General features: G+C 61.8%; 18 protein-coding genes. 2 read left to right on the top strand and 16 right to left on the bottom strand.

What is annotated here, in order from left to right; genetic code table 11:
- Window positions 1-150: 150 nt before the first annotated feature.
- On the bottom strand, window positions 151-1,320 hold the full coding sequence (metK, locus tag JHD59_RS06310) for a methionine adenosyltransferase (RefSeq protein ID WP_043623605.1): 1,170 nt from the start codon (window positions 1,318-1,320) through the stop codon (window positions 151-153).
- Between the two features lie 76 nt (window positions 1,321-1,396).
- Here metK and JHD59_RS06305 point away from each other — a divergent pair, with 76 nt between their 5' ends.
- Window positions 1,397-2,290, top strand: coding sequence for a lysophospholipid acyltransferase family protein (locus JHD59_RS06305; protein ID WP_199153604.1), 894 nt, complete (start codon window positions 1,397-1,399; stop codon window positions 2,288-2,290).
- Window positions 2,287-3,153 carry a lipid A biosynthesis lauroyl acyltransferase gene (locus JHD59_RS06300; RefSeq protein ID WP_199153603.1) on the top strand — a complete coding sequence of 289 codons (867 nt, stop codon included), beginning with the start codon at window positions 2,287-2,289 and terminating at the stop codon, window positions 3,151-3,153. The genes JHD59_RS06305 and JHD59_RS06300 overlap by 4 nt, the downstream gene beginning before the upstream one ends.
- Before the next feature lie 61 nt (window positions 3,154-3,214).
- On the opposite strand, the gene JHD59_RS06295 is transcribed toward JHD59_RS06300, so the two are convergent.
- The 15 genes from JHD59_RS06295 to JHD59_RS06225 form a co-directional block, all read right to left on the bottom strand.
- Entirely contained in the window at window positions 3,215-3,949 is a 735-nt protein-coding gene (locus JHD59_RS06295; protein WP_199153602.1) for a hypothetical protein, read from the bottom strand.
- A gap of 347 nt (window positions 3,950-4,296) precedes the next feature.
- Window positions 4,297-5,031: a hypothetical protein gene (locus tag JHD59_RS06290; protein ID WP_199153601.1), complete on the bottom strand. Its 735-nt coding sequence runs from the start codon at window positions 5,029-5,031 to the stop codon at window positions 4,297-4,299.
- 136 nt (window positions 5,032-5,167) lie between these two features.
- Window positions 5,168-5,464 carry a DUF2818 family protein gene (locus JHD59_RS06285; RefSeq protein ID WP_103318339.1) on the bottom strand — a complete coding sequence of 99 codons (297 nt, stop codon included), beginning with the start codon at window positions 5,462-5,464 and terminating at the stop codon, window positions 5,168-5,170.
- 10 nt (window positions 5,465-5,474) lie between these two features.
- The gene (nuoN, locus tag JHD59_RS06280) at window positions 5,475-6,929 is read right to left on the bottom strand and encodes an NADH-quinone oxidoreductase subunit NuoN (RefSeq protein ID WP_103318341.1); all 1,455 of its coding nucleotides are present in this window, start codon (window positions 6,927-6,929) and stop codon (window positions 5,475-5,477) included.
- Window positions 6,930-6,950: 21 nt separating this feature from the next.
- A complete protein-coding gene (locus JHD59_RS06275) occupies window positions 6,951-8,450 on the bottom strand; it encodes an NADH-quinone oxidoreductase subunit M (RefSeq protein WP_084201635.1) in 1,500 nt (499 codons plus the stop codon).
- Between the two features lie 37 nt (window positions 8,451-8,487).
- Window positions 8,488-10,539, bottom strand: a complete 2,052-nt coding sequence (gene nuoL, locus JHD59_RS06270; RefSeq protein ID WP_199153600.1) for an NADH-quinone oxidoreductase subunit L — start codon at window positions 10,537-10,539, stop codon at window positions 8,488-8,490.
- Window positions 10,540-10,572: 33 nt separating this feature from the next.
- Window positions 10,573-10,878, bottom strand: a complete 306-nt coding sequence (nuoK, locus tag JHD59_RS06265; RefSeq protein WP_011134506.1) for an NADH-quinone oxidoreductase subunit NuoK — start codon at window positions 10,876-10,878, stop codon at window positions 10,573-10,575.
- 27 nt (window positions 10,879-10,905) lie between these two features.
- Window positions 10,906-11,550 carry an NADH-quinone oxidoreductase subunit J gene (locus JHD59_RS06260; protein WP_103318345.1) on the bottom strand — a complete coding sequence of 215 codons (645 nt, stop codon included), beginning with the start codon at window positions 11,548-11,550 and terminating at the stop codon, window positions 10,906-10,908.
- A 9-nt stretch (window positions 11,551-11,559) separates the two neighbouring features.
- Complete coding sequence (gene nuoI, locus JHD59_RS06255; protein ID WP_043623630.1) at window positions 11,560-12,048, bottom strand: NADH-quinone oxidoreductase subunit NuoI; 489 nt, start codon at window positions 12,046-12,048, stop codon at window positions 11,560-11,562.
- A gap of 20 nt (window positions 12,049-12,068) precedes the next feature.
- Entirely contained in the window at window positions 12,069-13,115 is a 1,047-nt protein-coding gene (gene nuoH, locus JHD59_RS06250; protein WP_103318347.1) for an NADH-quinone oxidoreductase subunit NuoH, read from the bottom strand.
- 3 nt (window positions 13,116-13,118) lie between these two features.
- A complete protein-coding gene (nuoG, locus tag JHD59_RS06245; protein WP_199153599.1) occupies window positions 13,119-15,440 on the bottom strand; it encodes an NADH-quinone oxidoreductase subunit NuoG in 2,322 nt (773 codons plus the stop codon).
- 3 nt (window positions 15,441-15,443) lie between these two features.
- Window positions 15,444-16,739 carry an NADH-quinone oxidoreductase subunit NuoF gene (gene nuoF, locus JHD59_RS06240; protein WP_199153598.1) on the bottom strand — a complete coding sequence of 432 codons (1,296 nt, stop codon included), beginning with the start codon at window positions 16,737-16,739 and terminating at the stop codon, window positions 15,444-15,446.
- Window positions 16,739-17,239 (bottom strand): NADH-quinone oxidoreductase subunit NuoE, encoded by a 501-nt coding sequence (nuoE, locus tag JHD59_RS06235; RefSeq protein ID WP_103318352.1) that lies wholly within the window; start codon window positions 17,237-17,239, stop codon window positions 16,739-16,741. The genes nuoF and nuoE overlap by 1 nt, the downstream gene beginning before the upstream one ends.
- Entirely contained in the window at window positions 17,239-18,492 is a 1,254-nt protein-coding gene (locus tag JHD59_RS06230) for an NADH-quinone oxidoreductase subunit D (protein WP_199153597.1), read from the bottom strand. The genes nuoE and JHD59_RS06230 overlap by 1 nt, the downstream gene beginning before the upstream one ends.
- Complete coding sequence (locus tag JHD59_RS06225; protein ID WP_103318356.1) at window positions 18,485-19,081, bottom strand: NADH-quinone oxidoreductase subunit C; 597 nt, start codon at window positions 19,079-19,081, stop codon at window positions 18,485-18,487. The genes JHD59_RS06230 and JHD59_RS06225 overlap by 8 nt, the downstream gene beginning before the upstream one ends.
- Window positions 19,082-19,083 lie beyond the last annotated feature (2 nt).

Genomic DNA, 19,083 nt, shown 5'->3' with positions numbered 1-19,083 from the left:
CCAGACTTCTCGACCGGCGACCAATAGCCGGCTATCCTGCCAATGCTCACAACAGCCGCCGCCAAGCGCGCGGCGATTCCATTATGAAAGCGGATAAAAAAACCGCCGGCATGAGCAGGCGGTTTTCCAGACCATCGACAGGTTAGTCGCTTACAGGCCGGCGTCGGCGCGCAGCGCCTCCACCTTGTCGGTGCGTTCCCAGCTGAATTCCGGCTCTTCGCGGCCGAAGTGGCCGTAAGCGGCGGTCTTGCCGTAGATCGGACGCAGCAGGTCCAGCATCTGGATGATGCCCTTCGGACGCAGGTCGAAGTGCTTCTTCACCAGTTCCACGATCTTCTCATTCGGAATGGTGTTGGTGCCGAAGGTGTCGACCGAAATCGAGGTCGGCTCCGCCACGCCGATGGCGTAGGAAACCTGGATCTGGCACTGGCGCGCCAGGCCGGCGGCGACGATGTTCTTCGCCACGTAACGGCCGGCATAGGCCGCGGAACGGTCCACCTTGGACGGGTCCTTGCCGGAGAAGGCGCCGCCGCCATGCGGCGCCGCGCCGCCGTAGGTGTCGACGATGATCTTGCGGCCGGTCAGGCCGCAATCGCCTTGCGGACCGCCGATGACGAAACGGCCGGTCGGGTTGATCAGGAACTTGGTTTCCGCGGTGATCATTTCCGGCGGCAGCACCGGCTTGATGATGTCTTCGATCACCGCCTCGGTCAGCGTCTTGTGGTCGATGTCCGGGGTATGCTGGGTGGACAGCACCACGGTGTCGATGCGCTTGGGCAGGCCGGTGGCGCCGTCGTACACGCAGGTGATCTGGCTCTTGGCGTCCGGACGCAGCCACGGCAGGCGGCCATCCTTGCGCAGTTCGGCCTGGCGCTGCACCAGGCGGTGCGCGTAGTAGATCGGGAACGGCATCAGCGTCGGGGTTTCGTCGCAGGCGTAGCCGAACATCAGGCCCTGGTCGCCGGCTCCCTGGTTCAGATCCAGGCCTTCGCCTTCGTTGACGCCCTGGGCGATATCCGGCGATTGCTTGTCGTAGCAGGCCATCACCGCGCAGCCGCGGTAATCGAAGCCGAGTTCGGAGTCGTCGTAGCCGATGCGCTTGATGGTTTCGCGCGCGATCTTGATGTAGTCGACGTTGGCGGTGGTGGTGATCTCGCCTGCCAGCACCACCAGGCCGGTGTTGACCAGCGTTTCCGCCGCTACGCGGGCGTGCTTGTCCTCGCGCAGGATGGCGTCGAGGATGGCATCGGAGATCTGGTCGGCGACTTTGTCCGGGTGGCCTTCGGATACGGATTCCGAGGTAAACAGGTATTCACTCATTTATTCTGCGTTCCCAAAAAATACAAAACCCTGTGGTGATAAAATAGGCCGCTTTCAGACCCAGACTGCTGAGCTCATGTCCAAGCTAGTCCATTTACTACTGTCTGTCCTGGCGCACCTCCCCTTATCCTGGCTACAAGGTTTGGGTGCCGCTCTGGGGCGACTGACTTATCTCGCGTCCCCCGGCTTCGCCGCTAGGCTGCGGGAGAATCTAAGTTCTAGTAAAATCTTCGAAAATTATCCGGTTTTACCAGCCAAAGTCAAACAAAGCGCGGCCGAAACCGGCAAGGGGGCGCTGGAGCTGGCCATCGCCTGGTGCCGCAGCCCCGAAGACATCGCCGGCATGGTCAAACGCTGCGAAGGCTGGGAGCATGTGGAGCAGGCGCTGGCGCTCGGCAACGGTATTATATTCGTAACTCCGCACTTGGGCAGCTACGATATCGCCGGGCGTTATATCAGCTCCCGCCTGCCCTTCCCGCTGACCGCCATGTACCGCCCACCGAAGCTGCAGTGGCTGGAGCCAGTGATGCAGGCCGGACGGGCCCGCGGCAAAGGCAAAACCGCCCCGGCCACGGCCTACGGCGTGCGCGTGCTGATGAAAGCCTTGAAATCCGGCGAAGCCACCATCATTCTGCCCGACCAAGTGCCCGGCAACGGCGAAGGCATCTGGGCGCCGTTTTTCGGCCGGCCGGCCTACACCATGACGCTGGTGCCGCGCCTGGCGCAAATGAGCGGCGTGACCACGCTGTTCTTCGTCGGGGAGCGGCTGCCCGGCGGGCAGGGCTTTGCCGTGCATATCGAGCCATTGGCGCAACCGTTCACCGGCGACAAGGAAACGGATTGCGCGCAGATGAACGCCCAGGTGGAACAACTGATCCGCCGCTTCCCCTGCCAGTACCTGTGGAGCTACAACCGCTATAAATGCCCGCCCGGCGTCAGCCGGCCGGACGCAGAACAAGGATTCGCATGAAACTCGCTTTTGCCCTGCTGTGGCTGATCCGCCTGCTGCCGATGCGCGCGATCGGCCTGCTCGCCGCCGGCCTAGGCAATCTCGCCTACCTGCTGGCTCGCGGCCGCCGCCGCGTCGGTCTGATCAATCTGCGGCTGTGCTTCCCGGACATGCCGCACGCGGAACGCCGCCGGCTGATCCGCAAGAACTGCCAGCACATGATACGGATGGTGCTGGAGTATGGCGTGTGCTGGTGGAGTTCGGCCAAGCGCATCGACGATCTGGTCAGCATCAAGAACCTGCATTACGTCACCGATCTTCGCGACAAGGGCGAGGACGTGATCCTGTTCTATCCGCACTTCGTCGGCTTCGAGATGTGCGTCTACGCGCTGAACCAATACATCCCGCTGGTCAGCGTTTACTCGCACCAGAAGAACGAGGCGCTGGACCAGCAAATCTACGCCGGCCGCCAGCGCTACAACAACGCCTACATCGTGTCCCGCCAAGAAGGCCTGCGCCCCATCATCAAAGCCATGCGCAAGGACCATGCGCCTTTCCTGTATTTGCCGGATCAGGACTTCGGCGTGCGCGACTCGCTGTTCGTCGACTTCTTCGGCGTCAAGGCGGCCACCATCACCGGCATGGCGCGCATCGCCAAGCTGGCGCGCGCCAAAATCGTGCCGGCCATCGCGCGTCGCGTCGGCGACCGTTTCGAACTGGAGTTCTACCCAGCCTGGGACAACTACCCAAGCGAAGACATCGAGGCCGACACCCGCCGCATGAACGCCTTCCTGGAAGACCGCATCCGCGAAATCCCGGATCAGTACTTCTGGCTGCACAAGCGCTTCAAGAGCCGGCCGCAGGGCGAGGCGCGCTTTTACTGACCCCTAGGGGCTGTTGACGTTTGCCGAGCTGCCGCGCCCAGCCCGGCTGGGCCAGCGCGGTTCAGTTAGGAATCCATATCGGCCCATAGCAGGTATCCGACGCATCCGCTCCGTCTTGATGCCACAAGGAAGCCTCTGCCGGAAAAGCATTCAGCTTTTGCGCGGATATCTGGATTTCCAGGCTGGTCAAGACATTGCGCTGCTGCGTATCGCGCAGGCAGCGCAAACTCAACGCCGTTCCGCTGGCTGCGCCAAAAGCCTGTATAAAGGCCTGCCGCACCGTATTCGGATCGACCATCGCCCCCTGCTTATTCTTCAGATAGTTGCCAAACGAGCTATCCAGCACCGACTGCCGCAATTGCAGCGCTTTCGCAAAATAATCATTGCCGGCAAAACCGAAGCATTGGGCATGTTTGACGAACTCGCTGCTGATCAGATCGTCATCCAATAATTTGGGAACCGCCCTGGCAAGTCGAGCCTGCACCTCATCGGAGAGCTGCGGATCATCAATGCTATGGCTGAAGTAGAAACAGCTTTTGACTCGCCAACTCTCCTCGGTGACGCCTTGTTCCCGCAGGCTGGCCGGCAAGGAAGGCCACAGGCCCAGCAGGCCTAGCGCGCCATCAGAATTCAGCGGCATTTGACAGGACTGGCTCAACTTGCAAAAGCCTGGTTGCCAGGCCAGCGCCAATGTGTAATGGGAAAAATCGCCATTCCTGCTGGCCTGCAGATTGCTTGCCATAGCAGGCAATGATGTGATCAAAATGATGAGCACCAGACGGATCCGTGCAAACATTCCCGCTCCCTTTGGACTAGATTGTCAAAAGCTGTTTCGCCAGCGGATGCCGGCAATACGGCACTCAGCTGCTCGAATCTACCTTAAGAAGCGAGAATGCAAGCCACACTCTCAAACTAAATTAATCAATATTTACAAATATTGAATATTTCACGCAAGTAACATCACGCATTAAGAATTTGAAATACAAGGGTTAATGCAGGCCATATGCGTACCCCGCCGCCGGTCTGAGCCAGGCTGACTGGCCGAAAGAACTGTCGTACTCCCAACACAGCCCGGCTGCAGTAACGACGGCCACATGCGAAGCAACATATCGCCTACGTCGCAATGCAATGCCCGATAGCCGCCTACCAGCCAGGCAAAACAAACGGCTCCGCGCAGCTATCCTCGTATTCGCCGTCAGGCGTATTCACAAAGCTCTCAGTGGCGGGAAAGCTCGCCAGCTTGTCGGCCTTGAGCGTGAACCAGAATTGCGTCAAGACATTGCGGCCTTGTTTGTCTTTGCCGCATTGCAATTGCAGCGAGCGCCGCTGATCGGTGCCGAAGGCTTTGGCGAAAGCGTCCTGCAACTCCTGACGCGTGCGCGTCTGCCCCGCTTGCCCCAACAGATAATCGCCGAAGCCGCCATCCACCACGGCCTGGCGCATCTTCAGCGCCGTCTCGAAAAACTGCTGCGCCGGATAGCCAAAGCACTGAGCATGCTTGACGTACTCATGCAGCAGCAGGTCGTCCTTGAGCTGCGGCATCACCACTTTCAATTCGTCACGCGTTTCCGCAGGCAAGGCCGGCACCGCATGCACATGCGGGAAAAAGGCGCAGCCCTTGGCCCACCATTGCTGAACCGGCACATTCTGGGTGATCAGGCTCTGCGGCTCCGACGGCCACAGCCCATGCAAACCGATTTGCACTTCATGCGATTGCTCGGGCAGGCACCCGTCCCCTGTCGAACAGAACCCAGGCTGCCAGGTCAGCGCGTAGGTATAGCGGGGAAAATCGGCATGCTGGGCCGGCTGCAAGTCGGCGGCGTGGGCCGCGCCGGTGAAGGCCAGCGCGGAGATCAGACAAGAGATGGTTTTCTTCATATCGCCTCAGGATAGCGGGATCAAGATCAAGACATGCAAATGTCAATTCTTTATCACCATAAGGCAATCCATGGCAATACAACTTAACAAAAAAGCACTGCCGTGGCAGTGCTCTTGAGCGCGTGTCGGAAGCAGGCTAGTGAGCCGGCCGGTGCCAGAAATAGCGGTAGACGAAACCTGGGAAGGCCGCCACCAGAAACAAGGCAAGCGTCGTCACGTAGAACTGCCAGTGCTGTTCGTGCACCGGCATCTCACGCGCCTCCAGCAGCCGAGCCAGGCCGCCCACCAGGGCGAACAGCACCGCCAACTCCAGCGCATGCCAGCCGAAATGCTTGCGCGCCACCTTGAAGAAGCCGGCGACGCGATCGCTGGCGAACGGCAGGTTGGCGGCCACAACGGCCAACACCAGCAGTATGGTGATGCTGCTATCCATGGCCGCTGCCTTAGATCATGCCCAGCGATTGACGCATCGCCTGCACGCACAGTTCCAGCAAGGATTGCGGCAGCACGCCGACGACCAGCAGCGCCAGCGCGTTCAGCGACAGCACCAGCTTCATGTCTGCGCGGACGGCGATCGGAGCCGTATCCTGCGCCTCATCAAAGTAGATGGCCTTGACCACGCGCAGGTAGTAGAAGGCGCCGATCACCGACATCAGTACCGAGAACACGGCCAGCTTGACCATGCCGATGTCCAGAATGGCCTTGATCACCACGAACTTGGCGTAGAAGCCCAGCAGCGGCGGGATGCCGGCCATCGAGAACATGGCCAGCAGCATCAGCAAGGCGTACCAGCTGTTGCGGCTGTTCAGGCCCTTCAGGTCGTCGATGTTCTCGCACTCGAAACCCTTGCGCGACAGCGCCAGGATAATGCCGAAACCAACCATGGACATGGCCACGTACACCACGGCGTAGAACAGCGCCGCGGCGTAGCCCTGCTGGGTGCCCGCCAACACGCCCAGGAGCAGGAAGCCCATGTGCGAGATGGTGGAGTAAGCCAGCATGCGCTTGATGTTGGTCTGCACGATGGCGGTGATGTTGCCGATGGCCATGGACAGCACGGCCACGATCGCCAGCATGGACTGCCAGTCGCCCACCAGCACGTCCAGGCCTTGGGCCAGGATGCGCAGCACAAAGACGAAGGCGGCCAGCTTGGGCGCGGCGCCGACCATCAGCGTGACGGAAGTCGGCGAGCCCTGGTACACATCAGGCACCCACATATGGAACGGCACGGCGCCCAGTTTGAAGCTGAGGCCAGCCACGATGAACACCAGGCCGAAGATCAGCAGCACCGGGTTGGCGGCGTGCGACTTGATGGACTTGGCGACGGTGGCCAGCTCCAGCGAGCCGGTGGCGCCGTAGATCATCGAGATGCCGTACAGCAGCAGGCCGGAAGCCAGCGCGCCCAGCACGAAGTACTTCATCGCCGATTCGGTGGCCGGGATCGAATCGCGCTGCAGCGCGATCAGCGAGTACAAGGCCAGCGACAGCAGCTCCAGGCCCATGTACAGGGTCAGGAAGTGCGAGGCGGACACCATCAGGTTCATGCCCAGGAGCGCGAACAGCGACAGCGAGAAGTATTCGCCCTTGAACAAGCCGCGGTCAGCCGTGTACTGGCGGCTATACACCAGCACGATGGCGGTGGCGCCATACATCGCCAGCTTGACCAGGGAGGCCAGCGGGTCGGCCACGTACATGCCCGAGAAGGTATGCACCGGGTATGGGGTAAAGGTGTAGACCTGCGCGACAGCGGTGCCGGCCAGCGTCAGCAGCGTCAAGCCGTAGGTGATGCCGCGCTTTTCATCGGAGATGAAAAGATCCAGCATCAGCACTACCAGCAAGGCGCCGATCAGGAACAGCTCCGGCATCGCGGGTATCAGGTTGAGATCAGCCCAATTCATTTGTATGTATTCCTTCCGCGCTTACAGCTTGCTCTGCGCAACATGCGTGATCAGGTCGTTCACCGCCAGGTGCATCTTGGAGACGAAAGCCTCGGGGTACAGACCCATGCCCAGCACCATGACGGCCAGGATGGCCAGCACCAGGAACTCGCGCTTATTGACGTCGGACAGTTCCGCCACATGACTGTTACCCACATCGCCGAAGATCACGCGCTTGTACATCCACAGGGTGTAGGCGGCGCCGAAGATCAGGGTGGTGGCGGCCAGCGCGGCATACCAGAAGTTCACCTGCACCGAACCCATGATCACCATGAATTCGCCGACGAAGCCGGAGGTGGCCGGCAGGCCGGAGTTGGCCATGGCGAACAGCATCATGAAGGCGGCGAAGATAGGCATCTTGTTGGCCACGCCGCCGTAGTCGGCGATGTTGCGGCTGTGCACGCGGTCATACATCACGCCGATGCAGAAGAACATCGCGGCGGAGACGAAACCGTGAGACACCATCTGCACCAGCGCGCCTTCCACGGCCCACTGGTTCATTTCGTTGCCGGCGAACAGGAACATGCCCAGCGTCACGAAGCCCATATGGGAGATGGACGAATACGCCACCAGCTTCTTCATGTCCGACTGCACCAGCGCCACCAAGCCGATGTACACCACCGCCACCAGCGACAGGCCGATGATGATGGGCGCCACTTCGCGCGAGGCGTCCGGCAGAATCGGCAGCGCAAACCGCAGGAAGCCGTAAGCGCCGATCTTCAGCGTGATCGCGGCCAGCACCATGGAGCCGCCGGTCGGCGCTTCCACGTGGGCGTCCGGCAACCAGGTGTGCACCGGCCACATCGGTACCTTCACCGCAAACGACAGGAAGAAGGCGACGAACAGCAGGATCTGCACCGTCAGCGGAATCTTGGCGATGGCGTGGAAGGCCAGGATGTCGAAGCTCTTGCCAGCCTGGAAGTACAGGTAGATCAGCGCCACCAGCATCAGCAGCGAGCCGAGCAGCGTGTACAGGAAGAACTTGATCGACGCGTAGACGCGACGCGGACCACCCCAGACGCCGATGATCAGGTACATCGGAATCAGCATGCCTTCGAAGAAGACATAGAACAGGATGGCGTCCAGCGCGGCAAAGGCGCCGTTGATCAGGCCGGACATGATCAGGAAGGCGGCCATGTACTGCGCCACGCGCTTCTGGATCACTTCCCAGCCGGCGATCACCACCAACAGCGTGGTAAAGCTGTTCAGCACCACGAACAGCATCGAGATGCCGTCCACGCCCAGGTGGTAGTTGATGTTGAGCGCGGCGATCCACGGCTTCAGTTCTTCGAACTGCATGCCGCCGTTGAGGTTGTTGAACTCGGTGAACAGCGGCACCGACAGCAGGAAGCCCGCGAGGGCCCCCGCCAAGGCCAGCCAGCGCGCCAAGGGCGCGCGCTGGTCGCCGCCGGTGGCCAGCACCACGAGGCCGGCCAGGATCGGCGTCCAGATCACCAGACTTAGCAGATTTGTGGACATAATCAAACCTATATTGTTATTTCAATCCCGGAGGCCGGACTCAACGCAAAATCAACGGCAGGAACCACCAGGTCATCAGACCCAGCACGCCGATGATCATGGCGGTGGCGTAGCTGTAGATGAAGCCGGTCTGCATGCGGCGGATCACGCTGGAGAACCAGCCGATCAGCTTGGCCGTGCCATTCACCAGCAGGCCGTCGATCAGCAGCATGTCGCCCACCTTCCAGAAGAAGGTGCCGATGGCGCGGGAACCCTTGGCGAATACGGCGAAGTAGATCTCGTCCAGGTAGTACTTGTTTTCCAGCAGCGCGTTGATCGGCGCGAACTTCTGCTTGATGGCGGCCGGAATGTGCGGCGCCTTCATGTAGAAGTACCAGGCGGTCACTACGCCGGCCAGGGCCAGCAGGAACGGCAGGCTGGTGAACGAGTGCAGACCCATGGCGACAGCGCCGTGGAACTCATGCGCCAGCTCTTCCATGGCCGGGTGCGCTTCGTTGTTGACGGCGATCACGCCCTTGAAGAAGTCGCCAAACACCAGCTTGTCGATGCCGAAGTAACCGACCAGCACCGACGGAATCGCCAGCAGCACCAGCGGCAGAGTCACCACCCACGGCGATTCGTGCGGCTTGTCGTTCGGACCCAGGCCATGGTGATGGTCGTGGGACACTTCTTCCTCATCGCTGTCGCCATGGTGCTCGTGGTGCGAGCCATGGTTCTGCATCCAGCGCTCCTTGCCATGGAAGACCAGGAAGTACATGCGGAAGGAGTAGAAAGCGGTCACGAACACGCCGGCAATCACCGCGAAGTAGGCGAAACCGGCCGCGGACAGATGCGAGGCGGCGACCGCCTCGATGATCGAGTCCTTGGAGTAGAAGCCGGAGAAGAACGGCGTGCCGATCAGCGCCAGCGAACCCAGCAGCGAGGTGATCCAGGTGATGGGCATGTACTTGCGCAGGCCGCCCATATTGCGCATGTCCTGGTCATGGTGCATGCCGATGATCACGGAGCCGGCCGCCAGGAACAGCAGCGCCTTGAAGAAGGCGTGGGTCATCACGTGGAACATCGCCACCGAATAGGCCGACGCGCCCAGCGCCACGGTCATGTAACCCAGCTGCGACAGCGTGGAGTAAGCCACCACGCGCTTGATGTCGTTCTGCACGATGCCGAGGAAGCCCATGAACAGCGCGGTGATCGCGCCAGCCACCATCACCACGTTCAGCGCGGTGTCGGACATCTCGAACAGCGGGCTCATGCGCGACACCATGAAGATGCCGGCCGTCACCATGGTGGCGGCGTGGATCAGCGCGGAGATCGGCGTCGGACCTTCCATCGAGTCCGGCAGCCACACGTGCAGCGGGAACTGCGCCGACTTACCCATCGCGCCGATGAACAGCAGGATGCAGGTGACGGTCATCAGCGACCACTCGTGGCCCGGGATGATCTCGATGGTCTTGTGCGCCAGCGCAGGAGCGGCGGCGAACACGTCGCTGTAGTTCAGCGAGCCGCCGAAATAGGCCAGCACCATGCCGATGCCCAGCAGGAAGCCGAAGTCGCCCACGCGGTTGACCAGGAAAGCCTTCAGGTTGGCGAACACCGCGGTCGGCCGCTTGAACCAGAAGCCGATCAGCAGGTAGGACACCAGACCCACCGCTTCCCAACCGAAGAACAGCTGGACGAAGTTGTTGCTCATCACCAGCATCAGCATCGAGAAGGTAAACAGCGAGATGTAGCTGAAGAAACGCTGGTAACCCGGATCATCCTGCATGTAGCCGATGGTGTAGATATGCACCATCAGCGACACGCTGGTGACCACCACCAGCATCATCGCGGTCAGCGAGTCGACCAGGAAGCCGACCGCATACTCGTGGCCGCCGACAGTCAGCCAGGTGTAGACCGGTCCATTGAACACTTCCGCGCTTCCGTTGAGGAAACCCAGGAGCACCTTGAGCGACAGCGCGGCGGACACCGCCACGCCGGCTATCGTGACGACGTGCGAAGCGCGCCGTCCGATCGCCCATCCAAACAGGCCTGCAATGATGGAACCCGCCAGCGGAGCGAGTGCAATCAGCAGGTATAAGCTCTTCATATCCATGCTTTTGTGCTTTAGTTGTGGTTCCGGTTTGCCTTAGCCCTTGAGGCTTCCCAAGTCTTCAACGTTGATGCTCTGCAGGTTGCGGAACAGCACCACCAGAATCGCCAAACCAATGGCGGACTCGGCGGCGGCAACCGTCAGGATGAAGAACACGAAGATCTGCCCCGCAGAATCCGACAGGTAATGCGAGAACGCGATGAAGTTGAAATTCACCGCCAGCAGCATCAGCTCGATGGCCATCAGCAGGATGATCAGGTTCTTCCGGTTCAGGAAGATGCCCAGCACGCTGATGGCAAACAGGATAGCGGCCAGCACCAGAAAGTGAGTCAGTGTCAGCACGTTTCCTCCCTTGTGGTTGATTGGCCGTCAGGCCTGTTGCTCACCGGAATCGGCCGCTTCGGCCTCTTCCACTTTTTTCACGGCGTCCATCTTGACGATGCGGACGCGGTCTTGGCTGCGCACCTTCACCTGGACGGCCGGATCGATCACCTTGCTGTCCTTGCGCGTACGCATGGTCAGGCCGATGGCGGCGATCATCGCCAACAGCAGCACCACGGCGGCGATTTCGAACGGCAGCAGATAGGTGGTGTACAGCTGGCTACCCAGCAGCTTGACGTTGCTGAAGTCGGCAGCCAGCGGCGCGGCGGCCTTGAACTGGCTGAGGCCGGCCTGCGGGCTGACCAGGATCAGCGCCATCTCGAACACCATGATGGCGCCGACCAGGGCGGCCACCGGCAGGTTCTTCCAGAAACCCGCGCGCAGCTGCTCGATATTGATGTCCAGCATCATCACCACGAACAGGAACAGCACCATCACCGCGCCGACGTAGACCAGCACCAGGGTGATCGCCAGGAACTCCGACTCCATCAGCAGCCAGTGGCCGGCGCTGGTGAAGAAAGCCAGCACCAGATACAGCGCGGCGTGCACCGGGTTCTTGGCCGTCACCACGCGCAGACCGGCGAAGATCAGGATGGCGGACAGAACGTAGAAAATTACCGTAGTTAGGTTCATGGCCTCCCCTTAGCGATACTTGGCGTCAGCCGCCTTGTTGGCGGCGATCTCGGCCTCGTACTTGTCGCCCACAGCCAGCAGCATCGGCTTGGTGTAGTAGAGGTCGCCACGTTTTTCACCGTGGTATTCGAAGATGTGCGTTTCCACGATGGCGTCCACCGGACAGGCTTCCTCGCAGAAGCCGCAGAAGATGCACTTGGTCAGGTCGATGTCGTAGCGCGTGGTGCGGCGGGTGCCGTCGTCGCGCTGTTCGGACTCGATGCTGATGGCCATCGCCGGGCACACCGCCTCGCACAGCTTGCAGGCGATGCAGCGCTCTTCGCCGTTGGCGTAGCGGCGCTGCGCGTGCAGGCCGCGGAAACGCGGCGAAATCGGCGTCTTCTCTTCCGGGAACTGCACCGTGATCTTGCGGGCGAAGAAGTAGCGGCCAGTGACCATCAGGCCCTTGACCAGCTCCACCAGCAGGAAGGTCTTGAAAAAGTTGCGGATCGAATTCATTTTTTCACCTATCCCCTGTCTCAGTGCCAAATCGACAGCGGGGTAAACATCCACACGCCCACCACCAGAATCCACACCAGGGTCACCGGGATGAACACTTTCCAGCCCAAGCGCATGATCTGGTCATAGCGATAGCGCGGGAAGGTGGCGCGGAACCACAGGAAGCAGAACAGCACCATCGACATCTTCACGGCCAGCCAGAAGAAGCCGCCGGCGCCCAGGATGCCCCAGGAAGCCGGGAACGGAGACAGCCAGCCGCCCAGGAACAGCAGGGAGGTCAGCGCCGCCACCAGAATCATGTTGGCGTATTCGGCCAGGAAGAAGATGGCGAAGGCCATGCCCGAGTATTCCACGTGGAAACCGGCCACGATTTCCGATTCGCCTTCCGCCACGTCGAACGGCGCGCGGTTGGTTTCGGCAACGCCGGAGATCAGGTAGACGATGAACAGCGGGAACAGCGGCAGCCAGTTCCAGGAGAACAGCGAACCGCCGGCCATGCCCACGGCCTGCTGCTTGACGATGTCGACCAGGTTCAGGCTGCCGGACACCATCAGCACGCCGACCAGGGCGAAGCCCATCGCCAGTTCGTACGAGACGATCTGGGCGGCGGAGCGCATCGCGCCGAGGAAGGAGTACTTCGAGTTGCCCGCCCAGCCGGCGATGATCACGCCGTACACGCCCATCGAGGTCAACGCCAGGATGTAGAGCAGCGAGGCGTTGACGTTGGCCAACACCAAGTGGTCGGTAAACGGAATCACCGCCCAGGCCGCCAAGGCCGGGCCGATGGACAGCACCGGCGCCAGCAGGAACAAGCCCTTGCTGGAGTTGGTGGGCAGGATGATTTCCTTCATCAGCAGCTTGACCGCGTCGGCGATAGGCTGCAGCAGACCGAACGGGCCCACGCGGTTGGGGCCGATCCGGATCTGCATATAACCGATCACCTTGCGCTCGGCCAGGGTCAGATAGGCCACTGCGCCCAGCATCGGCAGAACGATGGCGATGATCTTCAGCAGGGTCCACACCAGGAGCCCCGCATCAGTGCCAAGAATACCTTGCAAGAACTCCATGGTTTACCCCTGCTTGATCTCGATAGCGTCGAACATGCCGCCCAGCGCCAGCGTTGCTGCGTGCGCGGTGGCGACCCGTACCACGTCGGCCGGCAGGCTGTCGTCGGCCTCGACGCGCAAGCGCGCCTCGCCCGAACCCTGCTTCAGCAGCGCGGTGGAACCGGCGGCGATGCCCAGCTTGGCCAGCAAGCTGCCGTGCGCGCGTGCGACGGAGGCGTCCTTGGCTTCGTTGGTTTCCTGCAGCGGCTTGGCGCGGCGGCTGATGGCGTCGGCCTGGTACATCGGCACTTCGCCGACGCGGACGATGCCGGAGGCGACTGCCGGGTTGGCGGCGACCTTGGACAACGCGTTGTTCAGCTTGGAGGCCAGATCGCCGAACTCGGCGCGCACGTCCTCGGCGCTGTTCTGCTCGAAGCCGGACAGGTTCAGCATATTGCCCAGCACGCGCAGCACCTTCCAGGCCGGACGGGTTTCGCCCAGCGGACGCACCACGCCGTTGAAGGTTTGCAGCTTGCCTTCCATATTGACGAAGGAACCGGCGGTCTCGGAGAACGGCGCGATCGGCAGCAGCACGTCGGCGTAGTCCAGCAGCCCCTGGCCCTTGTACGCGGTCAGCGCGATCACGGTAGCCGCCTGCTTCATCGCAGCCACGGCGGCCTGCGGGTTGTAGCTGTCGAACTCCACTTCGGTGTTCAGCAGGAAGTAGGCCTTCTTCGGCTTGGCGATCATCGCGGCGGCGTTGTCGCCGTTGGTCGGCAGCGCGCCCACCAATTCCGCGCCCACGCTGTTGGCGGCTTCGGCCAGGATGCCGAAACGCGCGCCGCTCAAGCGGGCGATTTCCTGGGCCAGCGACAGCAGCTGGCTATAAGCCGGATGGTGTTGCGCCACATTGCCCAGCACGATGGACGCGGTTTCCGCGCCAGTCAGGCTGGCGGCGATGCGGCGCGCCTGTTCGGACACTTCCACGGACGACAGGTCGATCTCGGTCGAGCCGGATTTGATCTCGGCGACGGCCTTCAGCACTTGCGACAGCGCGTTCACCAACGCCAGCGGCGACACGATCAGCTTGCCGTTGATCTTGGTCAGCAAATTGTCGTCGGCGACATGGATAATGTTCAGCTCGCTGCCCTTCTTGACCGAAGCGCGCAGGCGGGCGGCCAGCAGCGGCTGCTCCTTGCGCAGCGACGAGCCGACAACCAGCACGGACTTGGCGTCGCCGAGTTCGACGATGCTGGAACCCAGCCACTCCGCGCCCTGCTTGGCGGCATCGGCGGAGAAGTCGCTGCGGCGCAGGCGGTAGTCGATGGCGTTCACGCCGAAGGCGCGCGCCAGCTTCTGGGCCAGATGCAGTTCTTCGGTGGTGGAGTGCGGGTTCAGCAGGAAGCCGATGGCGTCCTTGCCGTGATCGGCGGATACGCCGTTCAGGCCCTTCACCACGTAGTTCAGCGCGGTTTCCCAGTCGGTGTCGTGCCACTTGCCGTCGAACTTGATCATCGGCTTGGTGAGACGCTCGGCGCTGTTCAGGCCTTCGTACGAGAAGCGGTCGCGGTCGGCGATCCAGCATTCGTTGATGGCTTCGTTTTCCAGCGGCAGCACGCGCATCACTTCATTGCTCTTCACCTGGACGATCAGGTTGGAGCCGAGGCCGTCGTGCGGGCTAACCGACTTGCGGCGCGACAGTTCCCAGGCGCGGGTGCTGTAGCGGAACGGCTTGGAGGTCAGCGCGCCCACCGGGCACAGGTCGATGACGTTGCCGGAGATTTCCGAATCCACAGTCTTGCCCAGGAACGGCAGGATCTCGGAGAACTCGCTCCGGTTGGCCATGCCGATTTCCTGATAGCCGCCGATTTCCTCGGTAAAGCGGACGCAGCGGGTGCAGTGGATGCAACGGGACATTTCCTCGGCCGAGACCAGCGGGCCCATGTCCTTGCCCACCACCACGCGCTTTTCTTCTTCGTAGCGCGAAGTGGAGTTGCCGTAGCCGACCGCCAGGTCTTGCAGCTGGCATTCGCCGCCCTGGTCGCAGATCGGGCAATCCAGCGGGTGATTGATCAGCAGGAACTCCATCACGCCTGCTTGGGCCTTCTTGGCCAGCGGCGAGGCGGTATGGACTTTCATGCCGTCGGTGACAGGAGTGGCACAGGCCGGCAGCGGCTTAGGCGCCTTTTCCACTTCCACCAGACACATGCGGCAGTTGGCCGCGATGGACAGCTTCTTGTGGTAGCAGAAGTGCGGTATGTAGGTCCCAACGGAGTGGGCCGCTTCCATGACGGTGCTGCCCTGCTCCACCGTCAGTTTCTTACCGTCGATTTCGATTTCAAGCATCGCTCAACACCATTTGTGATCCACCAAGGTCTTTCCGTGTTCGATCGCGTACTCGAACTCATTGCGGAAATGCTTGGTGAAACTGCGAACCGGGAACACAGCGGCGTCGGCCAAGGCGCAGATCGTGCGGCCCGCCATGTTGTTGCCCACGGAATCCAGAAGCTCCAGATCGCCCGGACGGCCCTGGCCGTTGGCGATGCGGTGGATGACCTTGTACAGCCAGCCGGTGCCTTCGCGGCACGGCGTGCACTGGCCGCAGGATTCCTCGTGATAGAAATAGGCCAGGCGCTCCAGCGCCTTCACCATGCACACGTCCTCGTTCATCACGATCACGGCACCGGAACCCAGCATCGAGCCGGCTTTGGCGATGCTGTCGTAGTCCATGGTGCATTGCATCATGATGTCGGCAGGCAGCACCGGCGCGGACGAGCCACCCGGAATCACCGCTTTCAGCTTCTTGCCGCCGCGCATGCCGCCGGCCATTTCCAAGAGCTCGGTGAACGGGGTGCCCAGGGCGACCTCGTAGTTGCCCGGACGATTGACGTGGCCGGAGACCGAGAACAGCTTGGTGCCGCCGTTGTTGGGCTTGCCCTTTTCCAGGAAGGTTTGCGCGCCGTCGCGGATGATGAACGGCACCGAGGCGAAGGACTCGGTGTTGTTGATGGTGGTCGGCTTGCCGTACAGGCCGAAGCTGGCCGGGAACGGCGGCTTGAAGCGCGGCTGGCCCTTCTTGCCTTCCAGCGATTCCAGCAACGCGGTTTCTTCGCCGCAGATGTAGGCGCCGTAGCCGTGGTGGGCGAACAGGTCGAAGTTGAAGCCGGTGCCCAGAATGTTCTGGCCCAGGAAACCCGCCTTGCGCGCTTCTTCCAGCGCCTCTTCGAAGCGTTGGTAGTCTTCAAAGATTTCGCCGTGGATGTAGTTGTAACCCGCCTTGGTGCCCATCGCGTAACCGGCGATGATCATGCCCTCGATCAGCGAGTGCGGGTTGTAGCGGATGATGTCGCGGTCCTTGAAGGTGCCCGGCTCGCCCTCGTCGGTGTTGCAGACGACGTACTTGTCGCCCGGGAACGAGCGCGGCATGAAGCTCCACTTCAGGCCGGTGGGGAAACCCGCGCCGCCGCGGCCACGCAGGCCGGAGTTCTTCACTTCCGCGATGACGTCTTCTTGGGTCATCTTGGAGTCAAGGATGCGACGCAGCGCCTGGTAGCCGCCACGGGCTACGTAAGCGTCCAGACGCCAGCAGTCGGGCTGCGCGGTGTCGACGCCGTCGAAAATCACGCCATTAGCGAAGACAGCCATTATTTCAACTCCGCCAGTTTTTTATCGATTGCTTCGGGCGTCATGAAGCTGCACATCTTGTGGTTGTTCACCAGCAAGACCGGCGCATCGCCGCAAGCGCCCATGCATTCGCCTTCCTGCAGCGTGTACATGCCGTCAGCGCTGGTTTCGCCGATGGCGATGCCCAGCTTCTGCGAGATGTACTCTGCGGCATTGACGCCGCCGGACAGCGCACAGGGCAGGTTGGTGCAGACGGTGATCTTGTATTTGCCCACCGGCTTCATGTCGTACATGTTGTAGAAGGTGGCGACTTCGTAGGCGGCTACCGGAGCGATTTCCAGATAGTTGGCGACGAACTCGATCACGTCCTTATTCAGGCAACGCGCTTCCGGGGTTTCACCGGTGGCGCGCCGCTCTTCCAGCGCGATGCGCAACGCGCCCATGACGGCGGAGCGCTTCTGGTCGGCCGGGTATTTGGCGACCTCGCGGTCGATCAAGGCTAGCGATTGTGCGGACAGCATCAGCGGTCAATCTCCCCAAACACGATATCCTGCGTACCAATGATCGCCACCACGTCGGCGATCATGTGACCCTTGGCCATCTCGTCCAGCGCGGCCAAGTGGGCATAGCCCGGCGCGCGGATTTTCAGACGATACGGTTTGTTGGCGCCGTCGGACACCAGGTAGATGCCGAACTCGCCCTTCGGGTGTTCCGTGCCCACGTAAGCCTCGCCTTCCGGCACGTGCATGCCTTCGGTGAACAGCTTGAAGTGGTGGATCAGGTCTTCCATATTGGACTTCATGCCTTCGCGCGAAGGCGGCGCCACTTTATGGTTGTCCGTGATCACCGGGCCAGGATTGGCGCGCAGCCAGGCCACGCACTGCTGGATGATGCGGTTGGACTGGCGCATCTCTTCCACGCGCACCAGATAGCGGTCGTAGCAGTCGCCGCCCACGCCCACCGGCACGTCGAAGTCCATCTTGTCGTACACATCGTACGGCTGGGTCTTGCGCAAGTCCCAGGCGATGCCGGAGCCGCGCAGCATCGGGCCGGTCATGCCCAGATTCAGCGCGCGCTCGGCCGTTACCACGCCGATGCCCACGGTACGCTGCTTCCAGATGCGGTTGTCAGTCAGCAGGGTCTCGTATTCGTCGACATAGGTCGGGAAGCGCTTGGTGAAGTCTTCGATGAAGTCCAGCATCGAACCCTTGCGGCCTTCGTTCAGGCGCGCCAGTTCCTTGGCGTTCTTGATCTTGGACACGGTGTACTGCGGCATCGAATCCGGCAGGTCGCGGTAGACGCCGCCCGGACGGAAGTAAGCCGCGTGCATGCGCGCGCCGGACACCGCCTCGTAGCAGTCCATCAGATCCTCGCGTTCGCGGAACGCGTACAGGAACATGGTCATCGCGCCGATGTCCAGCGCGTGGGCGCCGATCCACAGCAGGTGGTTCAGGATGCGGGTGATCTCCGCGAACATCACGCGGATGTATTGCGCGCGCTCGGGCACTTCGATGCCAGCCAGCTTCTCGATAGCCAGGCAATAGGCGTGTTCGTTGCACATCATGGACACGTAGTCGAGACGGTCCATGTACGGCAGAGACTGGATGTAGGTCTTGCTCTCGGCCAGCTTCTCGGTGCCGCGGTGCAGCAGGCCGATGTGCGGGTCGGCGCGCTGGACGACTTCGCCGTCCAGCTCCAGCACCAGGCGCAGCACGCCGTGCGCGGCCGGGTGTTGCGGGCCGAAGTTCAGGGTGTAGTTGCGGATCTCAGCCACCGTAGCTCTCCTCGCGAATGATGCGCGGAGTGATTTCGCGCGGTTCGATGGTCACCGGCTGGTAGATCACGCGCTGCTGAGTCGGGTCGTAGCGCATTTCCACGTGGCCGGACAGCGGGAAGTCCTTGCGGAACGGGTGGCCGACGAAACCGTAGTCGGTCAGCAGGCGGCGCAGGTCGGGGTGGCCTTCGAACACGATGCCGTACAGGTCGAACGCTTCGCGCTCGAACCAGTTGGCGGCGTTCCAGATGCCGTTGACCGATGGGATAACCGGGAAGGCGTCGTCTTCGGCGAAGACGCGCAGGCGGATGCGGTGGTTCAGCTTGACGGACAGCAGATGGTATACCGCGGCGAAGCGCGGGCCGTCCCACGGCTCATCGCGATAGGCGCTGTAGTCCATGCCGCAGACGTCGATGCACTGCTCGAAGGCGAGATCGGCGTGGTCGCGCAGCGTCTGGGCCACGGACAGCAGATCGGACGCCTTGCAGACGATGGTCAGCTCGTCCAGGGCCAGCGTGCTGCGCACGAGCTTGTCGCCCAGCGCGGCGGCAACGACCGAACCCAACGCTTCCATTTTCTTGGAGGCCATAA

This window comes from Chromobacterium sp. ASV23, from assembly GCF_016428945.1.
GTDB classification, from domain to species: Bacteria; Pseudomonadota; Gammaproteobacteria; order Burkholderiales; family Chromobacteriaceae; genus Chromobacterium; species Chromobacterium sinusclupearum.
The sequence above is the reverse complement of the archived record's forward strand: the minus strand, read 5'-3'. Positions and strand labels throughout refer to the sequence as shown.

What these genes read in the sequence shown, in the direction of transcription:
- nuoF (WP_199153598.1), bottom strand. Translation starts at nt 16,739, where the DNA reads ATGGCTGTCTTCGCTAATGGCGTGATTTTCGACGGCGTCGACACCGCG.
- nuoG (WP_199153599.1), bottom strand. Translation starts at nt 15,440, where the DNA reads ATGCTTGAAATCGAAATCGACGGTAAGAAACTGACGGTGGAGCAGGGC.
- JHD59_RS06285 (WP_103318339.1), bottom strand. Translation starts at nt 5,464, where the DNA reads ATGGATAGCAGCATCACCATACTGCTGGTGTTGGCCGTTGTGGCCGCC.
- nuoL (WP_199153600.1), bottom strand. Translation starts at nt 10,539, where the DNA reads ATGGATATGAAGAGCTTATACCTGCTGATTGCACTCGCTCCGCTGGCG.
- nuoH (WP_103318347.1), bottom strand. Translation starts at nt 13,115, where the DNA reads ATGGAGTTCTTGCAAGGTATTCTTGGCACTGATGCGGGGCTCCTGGTG.
- JHD59_RS06305 (WP_199153604.1), top strand. Translation starts at nt 1,397, where the DNA reads ATGTCCAAGCTAGTCCATTTACTACTGTCTGTCCTGGCGCACCTCCCC.
- nuoN (WP_103318341.1), bottom strand. Translation starts at nt 6,929, where the DNA reads ATGAATTGGGCTGATCTCAACCTGATACCCGCGATGCCGGAGCTGTTC.
- JHD59_RS06225 (WP_103318356.1), bottom strand. Translation starts at nt 19,081, where the DNA reads ATGGCCTCCAAGAAAATGGAAGCGTTGGGTTCGGTCGTTGCCGCCGCG.
- JHD59_RS06295 (WP_199153602.1), bottom strand. Translation starts at nt 3,949, where the DNA reads ATGTTTGCACGGATCCGTCTGGTGCTCATCATTTTGATCACATCATTG.
- JHD59_RS06260 (WP_103318345.1), bottom strand. Translation starts at nt 11,550, where the DNA reads ATGAACCTAACTACGGTAATTTTCTACGTTCTGTCCGCCATCCTGATC.
- metK (WP_043623605.1), bottom strand. Translation starts at nt 1,320, where the DNA reads ATGAGTGAATACCTGTTTACCTCGGAATCCGTATCCGAAGGCCACCCG.
- nuoE (WP_103318352.1), bottom strand. Translation starts at nt 17,239, where the DNA reads ATGCTGTCCGCACAATCGCTAGCCTTGATCGACCGCGAGGTCGCCAAA.
- nuoI (WP_043623630.1), bottom strand. Translation starts at nt 12,048, where the DNA reads ATGAATTCGATCCGCAACTTTTTCAAGACCTTCCTGCTGGTGGAGCTG.
- JHD59_RS06290 (WP_199153601.1), bottom strand. Translation starts at nt 5,031, where the DNA reads ATGAAGAAAACCATCTCTTGTCTGATCTCCGCGCTGGCCTTCACCGGC.
- JHD59_RS06300 (WP_199153603.1), top strand. Translation starts at nt 2,287, where the DNA reads ATGAAACTCGCTTTTGCCCTGCTGTGGCTGATCCGCCTGCTGCCGATG.